15 protein-coding genes and 1 pseudogene are annotated in these 20,127 nt (G+C 60.5%); 14 read left to right on the top strand and 2 right to left on the bottom strand.

From position 1 onward, the window contains the following. Nucleotides 1-59 precede the first annotated feature (59 nt). From KUIN1_RS14965 to KUIN1_RS15010, 10 genes are all read left to right on the top strand, one after another. Nucleotides 60-1,169: an S-(hydroxymethyl)glutathione dehydrogenase/class III alcohol dehydrogenase gene (locus tag KUIN1_RS14965; RefSeq protein WP_003400756.1), complete on the top strand. Its 1,110-nt coding sequence runs from the start codon at nt 60-62 to the stop codon at nt 1,167-1,169. A 70-nt stretch (nt 1,170-1,239) separates the two neighbouring features. After that, complete coding sequence (gene gfa / locus KUIN1_RS14970; protein WP_003400750.1) at nt 1,240-1,818, top strand: S-(hydroxymethyl)glutathione synthase; 579 nt, start codon at nt 1,240-1,242, stop codon at nt 1,816-1,818. A 373-nt stretch (nt 1,819-2,191) separates the two neighbouring features. Then, nucleotides 2,192-3,823, top strand: a complete 1,632-nt coding sequence (locus KUIN1_RS14975) for an ABC transporter substrate-binding protein (protein WP_011268117.1) — start codon at nt 2,192-2,194, stop codon at nt 3,821-3,823. Then, nucleotides 3,820-4,770, top strand: coding sequence for an ABC transporter permease (locus KUIN1_RS14980; RefSeq protein WP_003400748.1), 951 nt, complete (start codon nt 3,820-3,822; stop codon nt 4,768-4,770). The genes KUIN1_RS14975 and KUIN1_RS14980 overlap by 4 nt, the downstream gene beginning before the upstream one ends. Before the next feature lie 4 nt (nt 4,771-4,774). Continuing rightward, complete coding sequence (locus KUIN1_RS14985; RefSeq protein WP_024641498.1) at nt 4,775-5,698, top strand: ABC transporter permease; 924 nt, start codon at nt 4,775-4,777, stop codon at nt 5,696-5,698. Continuing rightward, on the top strand, nt 5,695-7,338 hold the full coding sequence (locus tag KUIN1_RS14990) for a dipeptide ABC transporter ATP-binding protein (protein ID WP_011268118.1): 1,644 nt from the start codon (nt 5,695-5,697) through the stop codon (nt 7,336-7,338). The genes KUIN1_RS14985 and KUIN1_RS14990 overlap by 4 nt, the downstream gene beginning before the upstream one ends. A gap of 244 nt (nt 7,339-7,582) precedes the next feature. Next, a complete protein-coding gene (ehuB, locus tag KUIN1_RS14995) occupies nt 7,583-8,455 on the top strand; it encodes an ectoine/hydroxyectoine ABC transporter substrate-binding protein EhuB (RefSeq protein WP_152092095.1) in 873 nt (290 codons plus the stop codon). Nucleotides 8,456-8,512: 57 nt separating this feature from the next. Continuing rightward, nucleotides 8,513-9,190, top strand: a complete 678-nt coding sequence (gene ehuC, locus KUIN1_RS15000) for an ectoine/hydroxyectoine ABC transporter permease subunit EhuC (protein WP_011268120.1) — start codon at nt 8,513-8,515, stop codon at nt 9,188-9,190. 3 nt (nt 9,191-9,193) lie between these two features. After that, on the top strand, nt 9,194-9,844 hold the full coding sequence (gene ehuD, locus KUIN1_RS15005; protein WP_003400737.1) for an ectoine/hydroxyectoine ABC transporter permease subunit EhuD: 651 nt from the start codon (nt 9,194-9,196) through the stop codon (nt 9,842-9,844). After that, complete coding sequence (locus KUIN1_RS15010; RefSeq protein ID WP_003400736.1) at nt 9,837-10,634, top strand: amino acid ABC transporter ATP-binding protein; 798 nt, start codon at nt 9,837-9,839, stop codon at nt 10,632-10,634. The genes ehuD and KUIN1_RS15010 overlap by 8 nt, the downstream gene beginning before the upstream one ends. A 67-nt stretch (nt 10,635-10,701) precedes the next feature. Here KUIN1_RS15010 and KUIN1_RS28745 read toward each other — a convergent pair whose 3' ends face one another. Further along, nucleotides 10,702-11,574 (bottom strand): methyl-accepting chemotaxis protein, encoded by an 873-nt coding sequence (locus tag KUIN1_RS28745; RefSeq protein ID WP_404944347.1) that lies wholly within the window; start codon nt 11,572-11,574, stop codon nt 10,702-10,704. Nucleotides 11,575-11,607: 33 nt separating this feature from the next. Then, nucleotides 11,608-12,738, bottom strand: a pseudogene (locus KUIN1_RS28750) (methyl-accepting chemotaxis protein); the annotation flags it as partial. A 208-nt stretch (nt 12,739-12,946) separates the two neighbouring features. Between KUIN1_RS28750 and mexE the strand changes: the two are divergent. The 4 genes from mexE to KUIN1_RS15040 all read left to right on the top strand — a co-directional run bounded on the left by mexE (nt 12,947) and on the right by KUIN1_RS15040 (nt 20,026). Further along, a complete protein-coding gene (mexE, locus tag KUIN1_RS15025; protein ID WP_111522300.1) occupies nt 12,947-14,188 on the top strand; it encodes a multidrug efflux RND transporter periplasmic adaptor subunit MexE in 1,242 nt (413 codons plus the stop codon). A 12-nt stretch (nt 14,189-14,200) separates the two neighbouring features. Continuing rightward, complete coding sequence (locus KUIN1_RS15030) at nt 14,201-17,392, top strand: efflux RND transporter permease subunit (RefSeq protein WP_011268123.1); 3,192 nt, start codon at nt 14,201-14,203, stop codon at nt 17,390-17,392. Next, nucleotides 17,392-18,789, top strand: a complete 1,398-nt coding sequence (locus tag KUIN1_RS15035) for an efflux transporter outer membrane subunit (protein ID WP_054091942.1) — start codon at nt 17,392-17,394, stop codon at nt 18,787-18,789. The genes KUIN1_RS15030 and KUIN1_RS15035 overlap by 1 nt, the downstream gene beginning before the upstream one ends. Before the next feature lie 142 nt (nt 18,790-18,931). Then, the gene (locus tag KUIN1_RS15040) at nt 18,932-20,026 is read left to right on the top strand and encodes a tetratricopeptide repeat protein (protein WP_152092096.1); all 1,095 of its coding nucleotides are present in this window, start codon (nt 18,932-18,934) and stop codon (nt 20,024-20,026) included. The last annotated feature ends 101 nt before the right edge of the window (nt 20,027-20,127 follow it).

Below are 20,127 nucleotides of genomic sequence, written 5' to 3' on the forward strand. Positions count from 1 at the left end.
GATGCTCGGCCCAAAGACAACGATCAAAGGCTCGAGCATCATCAATTGGAGAAAATCACATGAAGTCTCGTGCCGCAGTTGCATTTGAACCTGGCAAGCCGCTCCAGATCGTCGAGATCGACGTCGAGCCGCCACGCAAGGGCGAAGTGCTGATCAAGATCACCGATACCGGTGTATGCCATACGGATGCTTTCACACTTTCGGGCGATGATCCGGAAGGCCTGTTCCCGGTAGTACTGGGCCATGAAGGCGCCGGCATCGTCATGGAAGTAGGCGAAGGCGTGACCAGCGTGAAAGTCGGTGACCACGTCATTCCGCTGTACACCGCCGAATGCGGCGAGTGCCTGTTCTGTAAATCGGGCAAAACCAACCTGTGCACCGCTGTGCGCGCCACTCAGGGCAAAGGCGTGATGCCGGACGGCACTTCACGCTTCTCCTACAACGGCCAACCCCTGTACCACTACATGGGTTGCTCGACCTTCAGCGAGTACACTGTTGTCGCTGAAGTTTCTGTCGCGAAGATCAATCCAGACGCCAACCCCGAGCACGTCTGCCTGCTCGGCTGCGGCGTGACTACCGGCATTGGCGCGGTGCACAACACGGCCAAAGTCCAGCCTGGCGACACAGTCGCGGTATTTGGCCTGGGCGGCATCGGTCTGGCGGCGATTCAGGGTGCGCGTCAGGCCAAGGCAGGACGCATCATCGCTATCGACACCAACCCTGCCAAGTTCGAACTGGCCCGTTCGTTTGGCGCTACCGACTGTGTGAATCCAAAAGATCACGAACAGCCGATCCAGCAGGTGATCATTGAGATGACTGGCTGGGGTGTCGACCACTCCTTCGAATGTATCGGTAACGTGCATGTGATGCGCGCTGCGCTCGAATGTGCCCACCGCGGCTGGGGCCAATCGATCGTCATTGGTGTTGCCGGTGCCGGTCAGGAAATCTCGACCCGTCCCTTCCAGCTGGTCACCGGCCGTACCTGGAAAGGCTCGGCGTTTGGCGGCGTAAAAGGCCGTAGCCAACTGCCGAAGATGGTTGAAGACGCGATGAAAGGCGAGATCGAGCTGGCACCTTTTGTCACTCACACCATGGGCCTGGATCGCATCAATGAAGCGTTTGACTTGATGCACGAAGGCAAGTCGATCCGCACCGTCATCAAATACTGATGTCGTCCACTGTTCCGGGGCAGTTGCCATGGAACCTGTTCCAAGTCACCCCTATAGCTGGAGGTACACTGTGAGCGATGTAAAACTTCACCCTGCGCTGGATAACGGCATCAAATCCGCTGCTACCGACTTTGCAGGCGGCACTCTGCAGTGCCTTTGCCCGACCGACAAGGTTGAGGTCAAAGTCGATGCTCAAACACTGCATAACCACGCCTGCGGTTGCAGTAAATGCTGGAAACCAGCGGGCGCCAGGTTTGCCGTCATCGCGGTAGTCAATCGCGACAAAGTCAGCGTTACCGTCAACGCAGCCAAACTGACCATCATTGATGCAAGCGCTACCATCCAGCGTCACGCCTGCAAAGAATGTGGTGCCCACATGTATGGTCGCATCGAAAACCAGAACCACGCGTTCCACGGTCTGGATTTCGTGCACACCGAACTGTCTCCTCAGACAGGCTGGGCTGCGCCCGGTTTTGCCGCGTTCGTCTCGTCGGTCATTGAAACGGGTACGCCGCCAGCTGAAATGGACGGCATTCGCGAACGTTTCAACACGATGGGTTTGCCAACCTACGACTGTCTTTCCCCGGCACTGATGGATGCCTTGGCAGCACACGTAGCGAAGCAAAATGGCGTTCTTCAGGCGAGCTGAGATAATCCCTGGCGGGCATCACCCACCTTACCAAGCGTGGTGATGGCTTATCCGGAACGCATGCACTGAACCATACAGCACTCACAAAGCCCTCCTGACTCGAGGGCTTTGTCGTTTCCGGGGCGCGCTGCAGACCCGTTACAGAAATTGGCCATGCACCATAAAATACCAATAGAGCATAATTACTAACTTTATAAATCATAAAAACCTATATTAGCTTAGAACAAAAAAGACTTTTACAGCGCATAATCATAAGAATACGGTCTTAAGAAATCAGTGCTGAAGCACTGTGCCCGACTTGAAGAGGACCTTCCATGCGCCGTACACCACCTTCGACTTTCTCAAATGGATTCGTGACTCGGAGCACAATGCGATGACCCGGCGCCCGCTCCTCTCGCGCCTGCTGTTTACCGCCGTCACAGCCATAACCCTGCTTGGCTGCTCACCTTCCGGCCAGGACAACCAGGCAGCCACAACCCTCAAGGTGGCGTTCTTCAGAGACAACACCACGCTGGTCAGCCTTGACCCCTTTCAGGTTTACTGGCTGGAGCATCGGGTGGTGCTGCGCAATATTGCCGAGTCCCTGACCGATCAGGACCCGCAGACCGGCAAGATCATTCCCTGGCTGGCGGAGCGCTGGGAAATCAGTGACAACGCGCTGGAGTACACCTTTCACTTGCGCAAGGACGTGACCTTCAGCAACGGCACACGTTTCGACGCTCAAGCGGTGAAGACGGCCTACGACGCGGACAAGTCGTTCGCCGCACAATTGCCAGCCACCTTCGGCGCCACTTACCTCAAAGGTTACGACCATGCCGAGGTGCTGGACGAGTTCACCATCAAACTGGTGCTGGCCCAACCCAATGCGGGCTTTCTGCAAGCCACCTCCACCACCAATCTCGCCATCCTGGCTCCAGAGTCCTACGCGCTCAGCGTCAAGCAGCGCTCGCTGGGTGCAATCATCGGCACCGGGCCATTCGTGCTGGAGCGCTATACCCCGGAAAGCGGTTTGCGCCTGATCAAACGCAAGGGCTATGCCTGGCCATCGGCCAATGCGCAGAACAAGGGCGAAGCGCATCTGGACGCAGTCGAGGTCAGCTACGTGCCGGAAGAAAGCGTACGTAACGGCCAGTTCGTTCAGGGGCAGGTCGATATTCTCTGGCCGCGCAACCCGTTCTCCGAGGTGGATCTCAACCTGTTCAAGTCCAGGGGCGCGACCATTCAAAGCCGGTCGCTGCCAGGACCGGCACTGAACCTGTACCCCAACACACGCGGCAATCGCATTCTTGCCGACCGTAACGTGCGCCAGGCTTTGCAAAAGGCAATCGACCGCAAGACCTATGCAGCGACGGTCTACAACCCGCAGTTCCCGGTGGTCTCCGGTGTCTTCGACATCACTACACCGTTTTACAAAAACCAGGCCGACAAGCTTGCCTATGATCCTCAGGGTGCCGAGCGCTTGCTCGACCAGGCTGGCTGGCAAAAAAATGCCGACGGCTATCGCTACAAGGAGGGCAAACGGCTGAAGCTGGCCTACAACCTGTCACCCGCCGAAACCGCTGGCGATGTACTGATCCAGGATCAACTGCGCAAGGTGGGCATCGAGCTCAAGCTCAACGTGGTGACCACCGCCGAATGGGCCGCTGCCAATGCGGCAGGCAATTATGACCTGACGTACAACTACATGACCCGCGCCGACCCGATCATCCTGCAGACCATCATCGACCCGCGCAGCGCCAACAGCTCGACTCTGGCGACCAACCTTTACGCGCCGGAAACACTGCCCAGAGCCCTTGCGCTGTTCGACGCCGGACTGACCGCCACGCAAAGCGAGCAGCGTGCCCGGGCCTATGGCGAGTTGCAGGACTTGCTGATCGACGAAGGCTCGGCGTTCCCGGTCTACGAGCGGGTCTGGCAAGCCGCCACGGCGAAAAACGTACGCAACTTCCACTGGACGGCGGAAGGCTTTGCGCTGTTCAACGACATCGAGTTGGCAACGCCATGAGCCGCTATATCCTCAGTCGCATCGCGCAAGCGCTGCTGGTACTTTGGGGTGCCTACAGCGTCACCTATTTCATTCTGTACCTGCTGCCCGGCGACACCCTGTCGATCATGCTCAGCGCCTCGGGTGTCGAAATCGACTCACTGTCCGCGCAGGACCTCGCCAAGGCCAAGCTCTATTACGGGCTGGACCGGGGCATCTTCGAGCAATACGTCGATTTGCTGTGGGGAGCCATACACGGTGACTTCGGCAACTCGCTGACGCTCAATCGCCCGGTATCGGAGTTGCTGATCGAACGTCTGCCGCAAACCCTGAGCCTCGCGGGGCTGGCCATTGTTCTGTCACTGATCGGCGGGACAGGTCTGGCGTATCTCACTGCCTACGTACGCTGGCAGCCCTTGAAAGTCGCCTTGTCACGCCTGCCGTCGCTGGGCTTCTCGGTGCCGGTCTTCTGGCTGGGCCTGCTGTTCATTCAACTGTTCGCGTTCACCCTTGGCTGGTTCCCGGCGACCGGCAATCAGGGTTTCTCAAGCCTGATACTGCCCGCCGTCACGCTGGCGATCCCCAGCGCTGCGGTGTATGCCCAGGTCCTGCAACGCGGCTTTCAGGGCGTCTGGAAAGAGCCCTACATCATCACCGCCTACGCCAAGGGCCTTACCCGCGCGCAGGTTCAGGCCCGCCATGCGTTCAAGAACGCTGCCCTGCCGCTGCTGACACTGATCGGCCTGCAGGTGGGTAACACGGTATCCGGCGCGGTGCTGGTGGAAACCATTTTCGCCCGCTCCGGGGTCGGTCGACTTGCCCAGGAAGCCGTGCTGCGCCAGGACATCCCGGTGGTACTTGCCATCGTTGCAGTTTCGGCAGCTGCGTTCGTCGTGGTCAATCTGATCGTTGACCTGCTGTATCCCGCGCTGGATCCGCGCATCGCCCATACGCCAAAGGTCTCCTGAAGCCATGACTATCTTCGACAACCGCCTTGCGCGCCTGGTCGCTTCAAGTGAAACCATTGCGGGTAAAACCGCACCTGCCCTGCAGTGGCGGCGGCGCAGCAGCCTGAGCCGGATCGTGGAAGCGACGCGCCCCCTGTTGCGGCGCCCTGGTTTTCTGCTGGCCGTGGCAATCGTCGCCTTTGCGCTGCTGGCCGCGTTGGCACCCAACCTGCTGAGCAGCTACGCACCTTATGCCACCTCGCCTGCCGACAAGCTCACCGCGCCCAATGCCGCGCACTGGTTCGGCACCGACGAGTTGGGCCGTGATCTTTATACCCGCGTGGTGCATGGCTCCAGCCTCTCGGTACAGGCGGCATTGCTGGCTGTCGGCATCGCCATGGCCGGCGGCCTGAGTCTGGGGGTGATTTCCGGTTTCGCAGGCGGGCGCATCGATGCGGTGATCATGCGCCTGATCGATGTATTGCTGGCTCTGCCCGGTCTGTTACTGGCGCTGGCGATTGTCACTGCTATCGGTTTCGGCACCCTGCCGGTGGCCATTGCGGTCGGTGTGGGAATCATCCCCGGCTTCGCGCGCACCACCCGCGCCGAAGTGCTGCGGGTCAAAACCCTGCCGTACGTCGAAGCCGCGCGTCTGGGCGGTGCAAGCTGGACGCGAACCCTGCTGCGCCACATCCTGCCGAACGCCTGGGGCCCGGTGGCGGTGTTGGCCACGCTGGACTTCGGCGCGGCGATTCTGGCCACTGCCGGGCTGAGTTTTCTGGGTTTCGGCGCCGAACCACCGGCCGCCGAATGGGGCACGCTGATTGCCAACGGTCGTCATTTTCTGATGACTGCACCCTGGGTGTCGCTGTTGCCGGGGCTGTTCGTGGTCGGCGTGGTGTTCAGCTTCAACCACATCGCCCGCACGCTGGAGGAGACTCAACGATGAATGACACCGCTCAACTGATCGACATTCGTCATCTGAGTGTCGCCTACCGCTTCGATGGCCAGATCAACCAGGCCGTGCGCAACGTATCCTTCCAGGTCGCCCGAGGTGAAACCGTGGCGATTGTCGGCGAATCCGGGTCCGGCAAGTCGACGATGGCCAACGCCATACTCGGCCTGCTACCGGACAACGCCGCCATCACCGGCGGTGAGCTACACGTCGATGGACACGATCTTGGCCATGCTGGCGAACGCGAGAAACGGCGAATTCGCGGCGGCACCATTGGTCTGGTGCCGCAGGACCCGATGGTCAGCCTCAACCCGACCCTGCGCATCGGTCGGCAAATCGCCGAAGCACTGCTTCTGGCTCACGGTCGACGTTATCCGGCAGTGGATGCCGATGTGCTGGAATTGCTGCAGCAGGTCGGTCTGGACAAACCGGTATTGCGCGCTCGTCAGTACCCGCACGAGCTGTCCGGCGGCATGCGCCAGCGCGTGTTGATCGCCATCGCCCTGGCCGGCAATCCTCGCCTGATCATCGCCGACGAACCCACCAGCGCTCTGGACGTGACGGTACAGCGCAGGATCCTCGATCATCTGCAACGTCTGGTGGCCGAGCGTGGTATTTCCCTGCTGATCATCACCCACGATCTGGGCGTGGCGGCCGACCGGGCCGATCGAGTGCTGGTGATGAACAAGGGCGAGCTGGTCGAACAAGGCCCTCCGCAACAGATACTCATCGCGCCTCGCCATGCCTACACACGTGCGCTGATCGCAGCAGCACCCGCGTTCGGGCAACGCAAGAGCCCGGCAACACCGCGCCCGGTAGCGAGCAGCGCCAGGCCACTGCTGACCTTGAACAACATCGGCAAGACCTATCGCCTGCCCTACGTAAAAGGCGAAGACACAGACTTCCAGGCGCTGCAGGACGTCAACTTCAAGGTGTATGCCGGCCAGACCCTGGCCATCGTCGGCGAGTCCGGCTCGGGTAAAAGTACTGCGCTGCGCATTGCGCTGGGCCTGGAAAAGCCCACTCACGGACGAGTTTTACTGGACGACCAGGATGTCACCGACCTGGGCTGGCGCGAATTCAGGCCGCTGCGACGGCGTATTCAGCTGGTGCAGCAAAACCCGTTCGCAGCCCTTGACCCACGCTTCACGTTATTCGAAAGCATCGTCGAGCCACTGGTTTCGTTCGGTCTGCTCAAAGGCCGCGAACTGGAGCAGGCGGCACGCCGATTGATAGAGCGAGTGCAGTTGCCCGTGGCCTATCTGGACCGCCTGCCGCGCGAGCTTTCCGGTGGACAGCGTCAGCGGGTTGCCATTGCCAGAGCACTGGCCCTGCAGCCCGATCTGCTGCTGCTCGATGAGCCGGTCTCGGCACTGGACGTGTCAGTGCAGGCGCAGATTCTCGACCTGCTGGTCGAACTGCAAGCCGAATCGGGCATTGCCTACGTGCTGGTGTCCCACGACCTTGCAGTGGTCGCCAGCGTTGCCCACCAGGTACTGGTGCTCAAGCATGGCAAGACTGTCGAGCAGGGTCTGGCCGAGGATGTTTTTGCCAGACCTGAAGCGTCCTACACCCAGGAGTTGATTGCCGCGATACCTGGTCGGCGTCTGGAGTTACAAACAGGGACGTACTGACAAATACCGGGTCTTGTAGAAATTGGCCGCCCGACGTTTGGAGTCCATAACGTCGGCGACTGTATATATGCATATTCTTTATTGATATTTAAATTATTTTTTTAATAGCTATAGAGTTGCACCTTATGCACCAAACGTTGCCGAAGCAGGATGCAGGCAAGACCAGGCTACCTTGCGCACCTGACCCGCATGCTCAGGCCGTATCAGCAAGAAGCCCTATCCCTCCCTACGTCGAGCACCTGCAATGAAAGGCATAAAAACCCTGTCGTTCCCAGCCCTGATTGGTTCAGCGCTGCTGTTGAATGCCGTCATCTCATTCCCTGCCCTGGCCGGACTGCTGGAAAAAGGTCGCACTGACGGCCTGACCGCTGGCATCGCCAATGAACAGCCCTATGCCTACATCGGCACCGATGGCAAAGCCACCGGGGCCAACGTCGAGATACTGCGGGCGATTCTCGAACCGCTGGGCATCAAGCAGATCGAGACGCCTATCACTGACTTCGGTTCGCTGGTGCCGGGTCTGGCGGCAGGTCGTTTCGACTTGATTGGTGCGGGGCTGTTCATCAATCCGAATCGTTGCAAGGTCATCGCGTTCTCCAACCCGGTTACACGATCCGGTGGTGCGTTCATTGTCAAAACCGGCAACCCGCTGAACCTGCACAGCCTCAAGGACGTCGCCAGCAACGCCAAGGTGCGCCTGGCCACTCAACCTGGCAGCAATCAGGTCCAGGAGGCCAAAGACAGCGGTATCGCCAACGGCAACGTGGTGTTGTTCGACAAGGACACCGAGGCACTGGCCGCCTTGCAGGCGGGTCGCGTGGACGTGGTGTATTTTCCCGACGCCGAAGTCATCAGTCTGATCAAGAAAGCCAACAGTCCGGACATCGAGCGCGCCTTGCCTTTCGAGCAGATTCCGGACGCCAGTGGCAAACCGGGCTGGAATTACCACGCCTACGGCCTGCCGAAAAACGACCCGGCTTTTGAACAGGCTTTCAACGAACAACTGGCGAAACTTCGGGCGTCGGGCGAGCTGCTGAACATCCTGCAGAAGTACGGCTACACCGAAAACGAACTGGCTGACCCGGCCATCACCGCAGCCCAACGCTGCAACCCATGACCTGCCTCGCCCCGCGAGGGCGCGCAGTAAACGGCCCTGACCCACACGAGTACGGCCATGCCTGTTGATGCCGCAACACTGGAAACCGCAGGCTTCATTGCCAGACAACTGGCCCACGGCGCCTGGATCACCCTGCAGATCACCGTGCTTGCCGAACTGCTGGTGCTGGTGCTCTCGTTTGTAATCGCCCTGATGCGCCTGTCGCCGTTCAGGGCGCTACGCTGGTTCGCTACTGTGTATGTCGAGGTGCTGCGCGGCATCTCGGCATTGGTGCTGCTGTTTTACCTGTTCTTCATCCTGCCGCTGTTCGGCATTCGCCTGTCCCCCATGACCACCGGCGTGCTGGGGCTGGGCCTGACGTTTTCGGCGTATGGCGCGGAGATCATTCGCTCGGCGCTGATCAACGTCAGCCAGGGCCAACGCGATGCGTTGCGTGCGCTGGACTTCGGGCCGATAAGCGCGTTTCGGCGAATCATTCTGCCGCAGGCCCTGCCGTTCATGATCCCGCCGATGGGCAATCAATTGGTCGAGCTGCTGAAAACCACATCACTGGTTTCGCTCATCACCCTCACCGACCTGACCTTCACCGGCAGTCAATTGATAACCACGCTGGGCCAGCAGACGCTGATCTGGAGCATCGTGCTGGTGTGCTACTTCGTGATGGCCTGGCCACTGAGCTGGCTGGTCCGACGCTATGAGCAGCACGCCACCGCGTGGCGCAAGGCCAGGGGATGAACGATGGAATTTGATATCGCATTCGCCTGGTCGATTCTGCCGGAGCTGTTTCAGGGTTTGCTGGTAACTGTGCAGGTCGTGGTGCTGGGGTTCCTGCTCGCGGTGTTGCTCGGTCTGGTCCTGGCCCTGACACTACGCTCGCAGATAACCATCGTGCATCGCCTGAGCAAAGGCTACCTGAGCTTTTTCCGCAATACGCCGCTGATGGTCCAGTTGTATGTACTGTTCTTCGCCCTGCCGCTGGCGGGCATTACCTTTCCGGCGGTCACCACCGGTGTGATCGGCCTTGGCTGCTATTACGCGGCTTACATTGCCGAAGCGTATCGCGGAGCCATTGACGACATCCCGGCCGGACAATGGGAAGCCGCACGCGCCCTGGACTTCAATCGTAGCGACACCTGGCGGCGCATCATCCTGCCGCAGGCGTTGAAACCCATGCTGCCGGTGCTCGGCAATTACCTGATCGGCATGTTCAAGGAAACCCCGCTTCTGGCGGTGATTACCATCCCTGAACTGTTTCAGGCCGCCAAGCAGATCGCCGGCATGACCTATCGTTACAACGAACCGTACACGGTGATGGCGCTGATGTTTCTGGCAATCAGCGTACCGACTTCGTTGCTGTTCAAATACCTGGAAAGGCGCAGCCATGTCTGATCTCGCACACACCGCAATCCCGCCCGTCACCACCGCGCAGATACAGCTGAAACACGTGGTCAAGGACTTCGGCCACAACCGGATTATCGACCACTTGGACCTGAGCATTCCTCAAGGTCAGAAAGTGGCCTTGATCGGCCCCAGTGGCTCGGGCAAATCAACGGTATTGCGCCTTATCAAGGGGCTGGAAAACTACCAGCAAGGCAGCATAGAAGTCGCAGGCCGAGCAGTGCCCGCGCGCACATCCGGATGGCGCTGGCCTGGCGCGCGCAAGGCTCCGGTAGAACATCGGGTAGGCATGGTGTTCCAGCAATTCAACCTGTTCCCGCACCTCACCGTGCAGGAAAATGTCACCGAAGCGCCGTTACGGGTACTCAGACTGCCTCGCGAAGAGGCCCTTGAGCGCGCGCACCAATACCTCGGGCTGGTCGGGCTTGCGCACAAGGCCGATGCCTATCCGAGCCAGCTTTCCGGTGGTCAGCAACAACGTGTAGCGATTGCCAGAGCGCTGGCCATGCGTCCGCAGGTCATGTTGTTCGATGAGGTCACGTCAGCGCTCGACCCCGAGCTGGTCGGCGAGGTCCTGGCGGTGATTCGCTCGATTGCCCACGAGTTTCAGATGACCATGCTACTGGTGACCCACGAGATGAAATTCGCTCAGGACATCGCTGACCGGGTGCTGTTCATGGAGGGCGGCCGCATCGTGGCGGACGGCACCCCGAGCGAAATTCTGCTGAATCCGCAAAACGAGCGGACCCGAAGGTTTCTGCAGCGGGTGGAGCAGCGCTGATTGCCAGCGCCGCTCTTTTTGCAGGGTGAGACGTTTGAACTTCGCAACGATTTGAAAGTGGCGACCATCAGATCCGGAAGCGCGCAACCATGTCCTGCAGGTTGCTGCCCAGGCGCGCCAGTTCCACGGTAGACGCCGCGCTCTGCTCAGTGGCCGTGGCCGACTGATCGGCAATATCGCGTACGCTGATGACACTGCGATTGATTTCGTCGGTCACGGCGCTCTGCTCTTCAGCGGCGGCAGAAATCTGTTGACTCATCTGTTCGATGGTCACGATCGAATGAGTGATTTCAAGCAGCGAGTCTTCGGCCTGTCGCGCCAGCGCCACGGTGCCTTCAGTGCGTTGACGGCTGGCGTTCATCAGCTCCGACGCTGCGCCGGTGCCATCCTGCAAGGACTTTATCAGCGCCTCGATTTCAGTCGTGGATGACTGTGTACGCTGAGCCAGCGAGCGCACCTCATCGGCCACCACGGCAAAGCCACGGCCCTGCTCACCTGCACGTGCAGCTTCGATCGCCGCATTGAGGGCCAGCAGGTTGGTTTGTTCTGCCACCGCCTTGATCACATCGATGACGCCGCCGATCTTGTCACTGTCCTGAATCAGGCGCTGCATGGCCTCGCCCAGTTGTCCCACTTCACCGGCGAGCTGGCTGATTTCACGCGTGGCGTGTTGCACCACGCTGCTGCCATGGGCGGCACGATCACTGGCCTGTCTGGCGGCCTGCGATGCATCTTCAGTGTTCTGCGCCACTTCCTGGACGGTGGACGCCATCTGGTTCATGGCGGTCGCCACCTGATCGACTTCCAGTTTCTGCTGAGTGACACCCGCGCTGGTCTGCTCACTGACGGCTGAAAGCTCCTCGGCTGCCGTGGCAATCTGTGTCACACCATTGCTGATACCGCCAATCAGGGTCCGCAGCGATACGGTCATGTGTTGCATGGTGTTTTGCAGCAGGCCCAGCTCATCCTGGCGAGTGGTGCTGAGGTCGTTGGTCAGATCGCCGTCGGCAATCCGACGCGCCGCGATCACAGTCGAATCGAGCGGACGGGTGATCTGACGGGTAATCAGGATCGCCGCGAAGATACCCAGCAGCAATACGATCACCGCCACCGTGAGCAACTGGGTTACCGCGCTGTCTTTTTCTTTATTGGCACTGACCACCTGACCCGCCATCAGTTTTTCCGCACTGGTGACGATGTCCATTGACTGCTGGCGAAGGCTGTCGCGAATCTGATCGTTCTGTTGCATCAGTTGCGAGATGGAGACCATCAACGACTTGTACTGTTGCAGCGCCGCGAGCGCCTCATCCACCGCCGGGCCGGCCTTGTTCGGCAATTGATTGCGCGCGCTGCCCACCTGAGCGATCAGCGAGTCGGCAGCGTCGAAAGTAATCTGCCTGTTTTCAGCAGTCGGGATACTGATATAACGGCGAAACACCAGGCGAAAGTTGGTCATGCCATTGCGCAGGTCGCCGGCAATCTTCACCTGATCGATGCCGCTCTGGTCCAGCGAGCGGGAAACGTCGTCAAAGGTCTTTTGCAGCAGTGTTTCGAAACTTCCGCTGACCTGTTCGGAAATGGTGATGAGCGGCTGCATGGCCTGATCAATTTGCCGATTGTTATCGACCAACTGGCTGAACGTTTGCTTCAAGACACCCGCCTGGTCGCGAATCCCTCTGAGCATATCGGCGTTGACCGGAACGGTCAGAATCTTCAGGCCGTCCTCGATGGTCTTGCCCAGGTTGTCCAGAGCCGACGTGTAGCCCTGCGAATTGCTCGCGTCAGGCTTGGCGGTGTAGGTCTGCGCAGCGATCCTGAGGCTCAGCGCATCGGCCTTCACCTCAGAAACCTTGGCTGCCTTGCCCAGCCGTTCGATCAGCAGGTTGGTACTGAGGTAACCGATCGCGGTGACCGTCAGTACGCCCAGCAGTATCAGACCGAAGCCTACACTCAGCTTTTTGCTGACCTTCAAATTGTCCAGCCATGTCGACTTCATAAATTTTTCCTGGGGATTTATCGTGATACCCAAGGATCGACTGTCCGCGGAACAACTTAATAGTCGCGGCGATTGCAAAGATTGATCGACGTGATAGCAATATGACATGAGCTTTTTTGGCGCTCTGTCAGGGAAGCACTTTCAGCTCCAAATACCTGGCCGAAGTCCACTTTCAGGTTCGCTCGGCCAGGGAGTTTCACAGACCTATAGGTACTCATCATTGTCGGTGATAGTAACCTTCGGTTTATTCGATTCGTTAATAACACCCCGTGCGCAACAGAATCCGCCCCATTCTTCACTATTGGCGGAACTTCCCATGCACCAGACAATCAGCCATCTGCGCTATCCTCTCACCGCCCTCGCCTTGATCGTCATCAGTGCCTGCGGCCGTGCGCCGGAAGCCACCAGTGCGCCTGGCGCGGCCAAGGTCAGTGTGGCCAAGGTACTGGAGCAGCCAGTCAACGAGTGGGATGAATTCACCGGTCGTCTCGAAGCACCTGAAACGGTCGAAGTGCGTCCAAGGGTCTCCGGCCAGATCGATCAGGTAGCCTTCATCGACGGCGCGCTGGTCAAGAAAGGCGATCTGCTGTTCCAGATCGACCCTCGCCCTTTCCAGTCGGAAGTCCGCCGTCTCGAAGCCCAGTTGCAACAGGCCCGCGCAGTCGCTTCGCGCAGTGACAGCGAAGCGCAGCGCGGTGAGCGCCTGCGCAGCAACAATGCGATTTCCGCCGAGCTGGCCGAATCGCGTACCACCTCGGCGCAGGAAGCCAAGGCCGGTGTCGCGGCCATCCAGGCGCAACTGGACCTGGCTCGACTGAACCTCAGTTTCACCCGTGTTACCGCGCCGATTTCAGGCCGCGTGAGCCGTGCCGAAATCACCGCCGGCAACATTGTTACCGCCGATGTCACCGCCCTGACCAGCGTGGTTTCCACCGACAAGGTCTACGCCTACTTCGACGCAGACGAGCGCGTGTTCCTCAAATACACCGAACTGGCCCGCAAAGGCCAGCGCGGTCAGACCACGCCGGTGTACCTGGGGCTGTCCAACGAACCCGGCAACCCGCACCTGGGCCAGATGAACTTTGTCGACAACCAGGTCAACCCGAGGACCGGCACCATTCGTGGCCGCGCCGTGTTCGATAACGCCGACGGTGCGTTTACCCCCGGCCTGTATGCACGCCTGAAACTGGTGGGCAGCGGCACTTACTCGGCCGTGCTGATCAATGACGAAGCAGTGGGCACCGACCTGGGCAAGAAGTTTGTGCTGGTCATGGACAAGGACAACAAGCCCGCTTACCGGGCTGTCGAGCTGGGGCCGAAAATCGAAGGCCTGCGCATTGTGCGCAATGGTCTGGCCAAGGATGACACCATCGTCGTCAAAGGCTTGCAGCGCGTTCGTCCCGGCCAGCCTGTGGACCCTGAAGTCACTCCGATGGCCAGCGCCGACACCCTCGCCGCACTGCTCAAACAACGCCAGGCCCTCGAAGCCAGCAACCTGCCACAAGTGGCGCCCAAAGCGGCCGTCAAAATCGCCAGCGCTGCCGCGCCGCGCGGCTAAGGGACTCGTCCGATGAACTTCTCCAAATTCTTTATTTCACGGCCGATCTTCGCCGCAGTGCTGTCGCTGCTGATCCTGATCGCCGGTGCCATCTCGCTGTTCCAGCTACCGATCAGCGAATACCCGGAAGTCGTGCCGCCAACCGTGGTGGTGCGCGCCAACTTCCCCGGCGCCAACCCCAAGGTGATCGGCGAAACCGTGGCCTCGCCACTGGAACAGGCGATTACCGGTGTCGAAGGCATGCTCTACATGTCCTCGCAGGCCACCGCTGATGGCAAGCTGACCCTCACCATCACCTTCGCACTGGGTACTGACCTGGACAACGCGCAGGTGCAGGTGCAGAACCGCGTGACCCGCAGCGAGCCGAAGCTGCCTGAAGAAGTGACACGCATCGGCATCACGGTGGACAAGGCCTCCCCCGACCTGACCATGGTTGTGCACTTGACCTCGCCGGACAAACGCTACGACATGCTGTACCTGTCCAACTACGCCGTGCTCAACATCAAGGATGAGCTGGCGCGACTGGGCGGCGTCGGTGACGTGCAACTGTTCGGCATGGGCGACTATTCACTGCGGGTCTGGCTTGATCCGAACAAGACCGCCTCACGCAACCTGACCGCCACTGATGTGGTCAATGCGATTCGCGAGCAGAACCGTCAGGTAGCCGCAGGCCAGCTGGGCTCCCCGCCCTCCCCGAATGCCACCAGCTTTCAGATGTCGATCAACACTCAGGGCCGTCTGGTCAGTGAGGAAGAGTTCGAAAACGTGGTCGTGCGCGCCGGTGCCGATGGCGAAATCACTCGCCTCAAGGACATTGCCCGCATCGAGCTGGGTTCCAGCCAGTACGCGTTGCGCTCGCTGCTCAACAACCAGCCTGCGGTCGCGATCCCGATCTTCCAGCGTCCCGGCTCCAACGCCATCGACATCTCCAACGATGTACGGGCACGGATGGCCGAGCTCAAGCAAAGCTTCCCGGAAGGCATGGACTACAGCATCGTCTATGACCCGACGATCTTCGTCCGTGGCTCCATCGAGGCGGTGATTCACACGCTGTTCGAAGCCCTGATTCTGGTAGTGCTGGTAGTCATCCTGTTCCTGCAGACCTGGCGCGCGTCGATCATCCCGCTGGTGGCCGTACCGGTCTCGTTGATCGGCACCTTTGCGGTCATGCATATGTTCGGTTTCTCGCTGAACGCGCTGTCCTTGTTCGGCCTGGTACTGGCGATCGGTATCGTGGTCGACGATGCCATCGTGGTGGTGGAGAACGTCGAACGGAACATCGAGCTGGGCCTGGAACCGGTCGCCGCCACGCACAAGGCCATGGCCGAAGTGACGGGGCCGATCATCGCGACGGCGCTGGTGCTGTGCGCCGTGTTCGTGCCTGCGGCGTTTATCTCCGGACTCAGCGGACAGTTCTATAAACAGTTCGCGCTGACCATCGCCATCTCGACGGTCATTTCCGCCTTCAACTCGCTGACCCTGTCGCCTGCACTGGCGGCGGTATTGCTCAAAGGTCATGACGCGCCCAAGGATCGCTTCTCGCGGTTCCTCGACAAAATGCTCGGCAGCTGGCTGTTCCGCCCGTTCAACCGCTTTTTCGAGAAAGCCAGCCACGGCTATGTCGGGACGGTCGCTAGGGTCATTCGCAGCAGCGGTATTGCCTTGCTGGTCTACGCGGGCCTGATGGTTTTGACCTGGATGGGCTTTGCCAGCACACCAACCGGTTTCGTACCGAGCCAGGACAAGCAATACCTGGTCGCATTTGCCCAGTTGCCGGACGCCGCAAGCCTGGACCGCACCGAGGATGTTATCAAGCGCATGTCGGAGCTGGCCCTCAAGCAGCCTGGCGTGCAGGATGCGATTGCCTTCCCGGGGCTGTCGATCAACGGCTTCACCAACAGCCCGAATAACGGCGTGGTGTTCGTGACCCTCAAACCGTTCGACGAACGCAAGGACCCGAGCCTCTCGGCCAACGCGATTGCCGGTGCACTGAACGGTCAGTTCGCCTCGATTCAGGAAGCCTACATGGCGATCTTCCCGCCACCACCGGTACAAGGTCTGGGCACCATCGGCGGCTTCCGTCTGCAAATCGAAGACCGTGGCAACCTCGGCTATGACGAGCTGTACAAGGAAACCCAGAACATCATCGCCAAAAGCCGCAGCGTGCCGGAACTGGCCGGACTGTTTACCAGCTACACGGTGAACGTACCGCAAGTCGATGCCGCGATTGACCGCGAGAAAGCCAAGACCCATGGCGTGGCAGTCAGCGATATTTTCGACACCCTGCAGGTGTATCTGGGTTCGCTGTACGCCAACGACTTCAACCGCTTCGGCCGCACCTATCAGGTCAATGTCCAGGCTGAACAGCAGTTCCGTCAGGATGCCGATCAGATCGGTCAGCTCAAGGTGCGCAATAACCTGGGCGAGATGATCCCGCTGGCGACCTTCGTCAAGGTCAGCGATACCGCAGGCCCTGACCGCGTCATGCACTACAACGGCTTCATCACTGCTGAAATCAACGGTGCGGCAGCGCCGGGCTACAGCTCTGGTCAGGCTCAGGCGGCAGTCGAGAAACTGCTTCGCGAGGAACTGCCCACCGGCATGATCTACGAATGGACCGACCTGACCTATCAGCAGATCCTTTCGGGCAATACCGCGCTGTTCGTGTTCCCGCTCTGTGTGCTGCTGGCGTTTCTGGTGCTGGCAGCCCAATACGAAAGCTGGAGCCTGCCGCTGGCGGTGATCCTGATCGTACCGATGACCCTGCTCTCGGCGATTGCCGGGGTGATGATCGCTGGCAGCGACAACAACATCTTCACTCAGATCGGCCTGATCGTGCTGGTAGGCCTGGCGTGCAAGAACGCGATTCTGATCGTCGAGTTCGCCAAGGATAAACAGGCCGAAGGGATGAGCCCGCTGGATGCGGTACTGGAAGCCTGCCGCCTGCGTCTGCGTCCGATCCTGATGACCTCGTTCGCCTTCATCATGGGTGTCGTGCCGCTGGTGCTGTCCAGCGGTGCAGGTGCCGAGATGCGCCATGCCATGGGTGTCGCGGTGTTCTCCGGGATGCTGGGGGTCACCTTCTTCGGCCTGCTGCTGACGCCGGTGTTCTACGTGCTTATCCGTAATTACGTCGAACGCCAGGAGGCCCGCAAGGCCGCCAGGGTAAACAGCCAGCAAAACCTGCCTGCGGAGATGCATTGATGAGTGCGTACAAAGTCTTCATCCCGAGCCTGCTGGTCATGGCACTGGCGGCCTGCGCCGTAGGCCCGGACTACCAGGCGCCGGCCACGGCGCCAGCGAAACTGGCCGCCGCCGCCCAGGGCAACTATGACCGCAGCAAAGTGGACAGGGTCTGGTGGCAGCAGTTCGAGGACCCGACCCTCAACAAACTGGTAGCCCGGTCACTGGACGGCAACCGCGATCTGCGCGTCGCCTTCGCCCGGCTCAAGTCGGCGCGCGCCATTCGCGATGACGTCGCCAACGATGTGATGCCAGTGGTGACCAGCCGCGCCAGCAGTGACATCGGCAAGGGTCAGCAACCCGGCATCACCGAGCGCCGGGTCAACAGCGAGCGCTATGACCTGGGCCTGGACATGGCCTGGGAAGTGGACCTGTTCGGGCGTATACAGCGTCAGCTGGAAGCCAGCGATGCCGATCAGGACGCTGCAGAGGCCAACCTCTATCAGTTGCAGGTCACGCTGATTGCCGAGGTGGTCGACGCCTACGGTCAACTGCGCGGCGCACAACTGCGTGAAGCCATTGCCCGCGACAACCTGAAAAATCAGCAAAGTTCTCAGGACGTGACCACGCAATTGCGCGATGCGGGCGTGGGCAACGAGCTGGATGTGGTGCGTGCCGAGGCACGACTGGCCGCCGTCGAGGCGACCGTTCCGCAGTTGCAGGCCGAGCAGGCTCGCCAACGCAATCGCATCGCCACGTTACTGGGCGAGCGTCCGGAAAACCTCAGCGTCGACTTGAGCCCGAGCAAGCTGCCGGCCATCGCCAAGGCCTTGCCGATTGGCGACCCGACGCAAGTGTTGCGCAATCGGCCCGACATCCGCGCAGCCGAGCGACAACTCGCTGCCTCGACCGCCCGTATCGGCGTCGCGACTGCCGATCTGTTCCCAAGGGTCAGCCTGAGCGGGTTTCTGGGCTTTACCGCCGGACGCGGCTCGCAGATCGGTTCGTCAGCGGCCAGAGCCTGGTCGCTGGGGCCCAGCATCACCTGGGCGGCCTTCGATCTGGGCAGTGTCCGGGCGCAGATTCGCAGTGCCGACGCCGATGCCGAGGGTGCACTCGCCAACTATGAGCAGCAGGTGCTGCTCGCGCTGGAAGAGTCGGAGAACGCGTTCAGCGACTACGACAAACGCCAGCAGCGGCTGGTCTCACTGATGCGCCAGAGCGATGCGAGTCGCTCGGCGGCCAGACTGGCCTCGGTGCAGTATCGCGAAGGCACGGCGGACTTTCTGGTCCTGCTGGATGCCGAGCGCGAGCGTCTGGCGGCCGAGGACGCTCAGGCGCAGGCAGAAATCGAGCTGTACCGTGGCATCGTCGCCATCTACAAGGCACTGGGTGGCGGCTGGCAACCTCAGGCCTGAACCTGAAAAGCCGGTAAACCCGCCCCGCGCCCGATCAGGCCGCGGGGCTTTTTTTGCCTGAAATCCGGCTGCATCATGATTGCCGTTTGACAGCTGCCAGCCACTCCCCGAAGCTGCAACCCGTCAAGCATTGGAAATCGATATGCCCAGACTTTCTACCACGGGGTTATCGCCTCAACCCACTTCTCGACGTCGCTGGCTGATCGGCGCAGCGGCTGCAGCGCTGCTGGTGCTTTCGCTGGTTTTCTGGTGGTGGCGCATGCCCGTCCAGACGGCCCCGGCCAAGCTCAGTCATACCTATGCCCAGGCGCTGGAGCAGGCACATGACGGCAAACCCGGTGCCGCGCGCGTGCTGTACCAACAACTGGCGCGGACTGACCTGTCTGACGCACAACGCATCAGCCTGCTCGCCGAACTGAGCGACTACCCCAGCCCCCAGGCCCTCAAGTTGCTCGATACGGCCTTGAGTAACCCGTCCGCGCAAGTGCGCGAAGCGGCCATCGATGTCAGCGTCAGGCTGGTCTCCAACAGCCAGCGCAGTCTGTTGCTCGGCCCGCTGCTGGATGACGCCGAACAATCCGTCAGGTTTCGCGCCACCGGCGCCCTGCTTGGCCTCTCCCCCGATGAGCTGGGCCTGTACTTTGCCGTTCTGCAGCAAAGTGCCGAGGCGTTTCAGGAATCACTCAAGAGCCAGCCGCAAAACGCCCAAAACCAGTTGCAACTGGCCAGGCTGTATCTGCAGACCGGCGACCTGGAACCCGCGCTCGCGGCACTACAGCGGGCCACCGCGCTGGACCCGGGCAATATCGAAGCAGCGCTGGCGCACATCGAATTACTGGACCGCAAGGGCCAGGCCGAGCAGGCGCGCGGCCTTTTCGCACAGTTGCTGGAGCACAATCCTGGCTCGTCCCTGCTCCAGCATGCGCTGGGCATGTGGCTGCTGAACCACGGCCAGGCCGAATTCGCCGTGCTCAGCCTGGCCAAGGCCACGGAACTGGCACCCGATAACAACGACTATCGCTATGATCTGGCGGTGGCCCTGCACTCGTTGAACGAGCTCGAAGCCGCACAGCGCCAGTTGACCCAGATCGTTCAGAACCAGCCCGCCAATCGCAAGGCCAGGGTGCTGCTGATCCAGTACTGGAAAGAGAACGGCCAGTTGCAAAACGTGCAGATTCTGCTGGCCGAGCTCGAGCAGCAGAACCCGGATGACCCTGTGCTGCAACAGGGACTGTAGGGTCACAAACGCAACGCTGAGACGGGCGAAAGGCCATCTTTGAAGGGTCTACGCGCCTTTCAGCACGTGGCCTTCAGACATTCCGGCCATTTCCTCACTCA

The organism is Pseudomonas sp. KUIN-1 (assembly GCF_009176725.1).
GTDB lineage: Bacteria > Pseudomonadota > Gammaproteobacteria > Pseudomonadales > Pseudomonadaceae > Aquipseudomonas > Aquipseudomonas fragariae.

Bases quoted from the DNA above. Each gene is read 5' to 3' on its own strand.
- KUIN1_RS14975 (WP_011268117.1), top strand. From the start codon at position 2,192: ATGACCCGGCGCCCGCTCCTCTCGCGCCTGCTGTTTACCGCCGTCACA.
- KUIN1_RS14985 (WP_024641498.1), top strand. From the start codon at position 4,775: ATGACTATCTTCGACAACCGCCTTGCGCGCCTGGTCGCTTCAAGTGAA.
- mexE (WP_111522300.1), top strand. From the start codon at position 12,947: ATGCACCAGACAATCAGCCATCTGCGCTATCCTCTCACCGCCCTCGCC.
- KUIN1_RS28745 (WP_404944347.1), bottom strand. From the start codon at position 11,574: ATGCAACACATGACCGTATCGCTGCGGACCCTGATTGGCGGTATCAGC.
- KUIN1_RS14980 (WP_003400748.1), top strand. From the start codon at position 3,820: ATGAGCCGCTATATCCTCAGTCGCATCGCGCAAGCGCTGCTGGTACTT.
- ehuB (WP_152092095.1), top strand. From the start codon at position 7,583: ATGAAAGGCATAAAAACCCTGTCGTTCCCAGCCCTGATTGGTTCAGCG.
- KUIN1_RS14965 (WP_003400756.1), top strand. From the start codon at position 60: ATGAAGTCTCGTGCCGCAGTTGCATTTGAACCTGGCAAGCCGCTCCAG.
- KUIN1_RS15040 (WP_152092096.1), top strand. From the start codon at position 18,932: ATGCCCAGACTTTCTACCACGGGGTTATCGCCTCAACCCACTTCTCGA.
- ehuC (WP_011268120.1), top strand. From the start codon at position 8,513: ATGCCTGTTGATGCCGCAACACTGGAAACCGCAGGCTTCATTGCCAGA.
- ehuD (WP_003400737.1), top strand. From the start codon at position 9,194: ATGGAATTTGATATCGCATTCGCCTGGTCGATTCTGCCGGAGCTGTTT.
- KUIN1_RS14990 (WP_011268118.1), top strand. From the start codon at position 5,695: ATGAATGACACCGCTCAACTGATCGACATTCGTCATCTGAGTGTCGCC.
- KUIN1_RS15035 (WP_054091942.1), top strand. From the start codon at position 17,392: ATGAGTGCGTACAAAGTCTTCATCCCGAGCCTGCTGGTCATGGCACTG.
- KUIN1_RS15030 (WP_011268123.1), top strand. From the start codon at position 14,201: ATGAACTTCTCCAAATTCTTTATTTCACGGCCGATCTTCGCCGCAGTG.
- KUIN1_RS15010 (WP_003400736.1), top strand. From the start codon at position 9,837: ATGTCTGATCTCGCACACACCGCAATCCCGCCCGTCACCACCGCGCAG.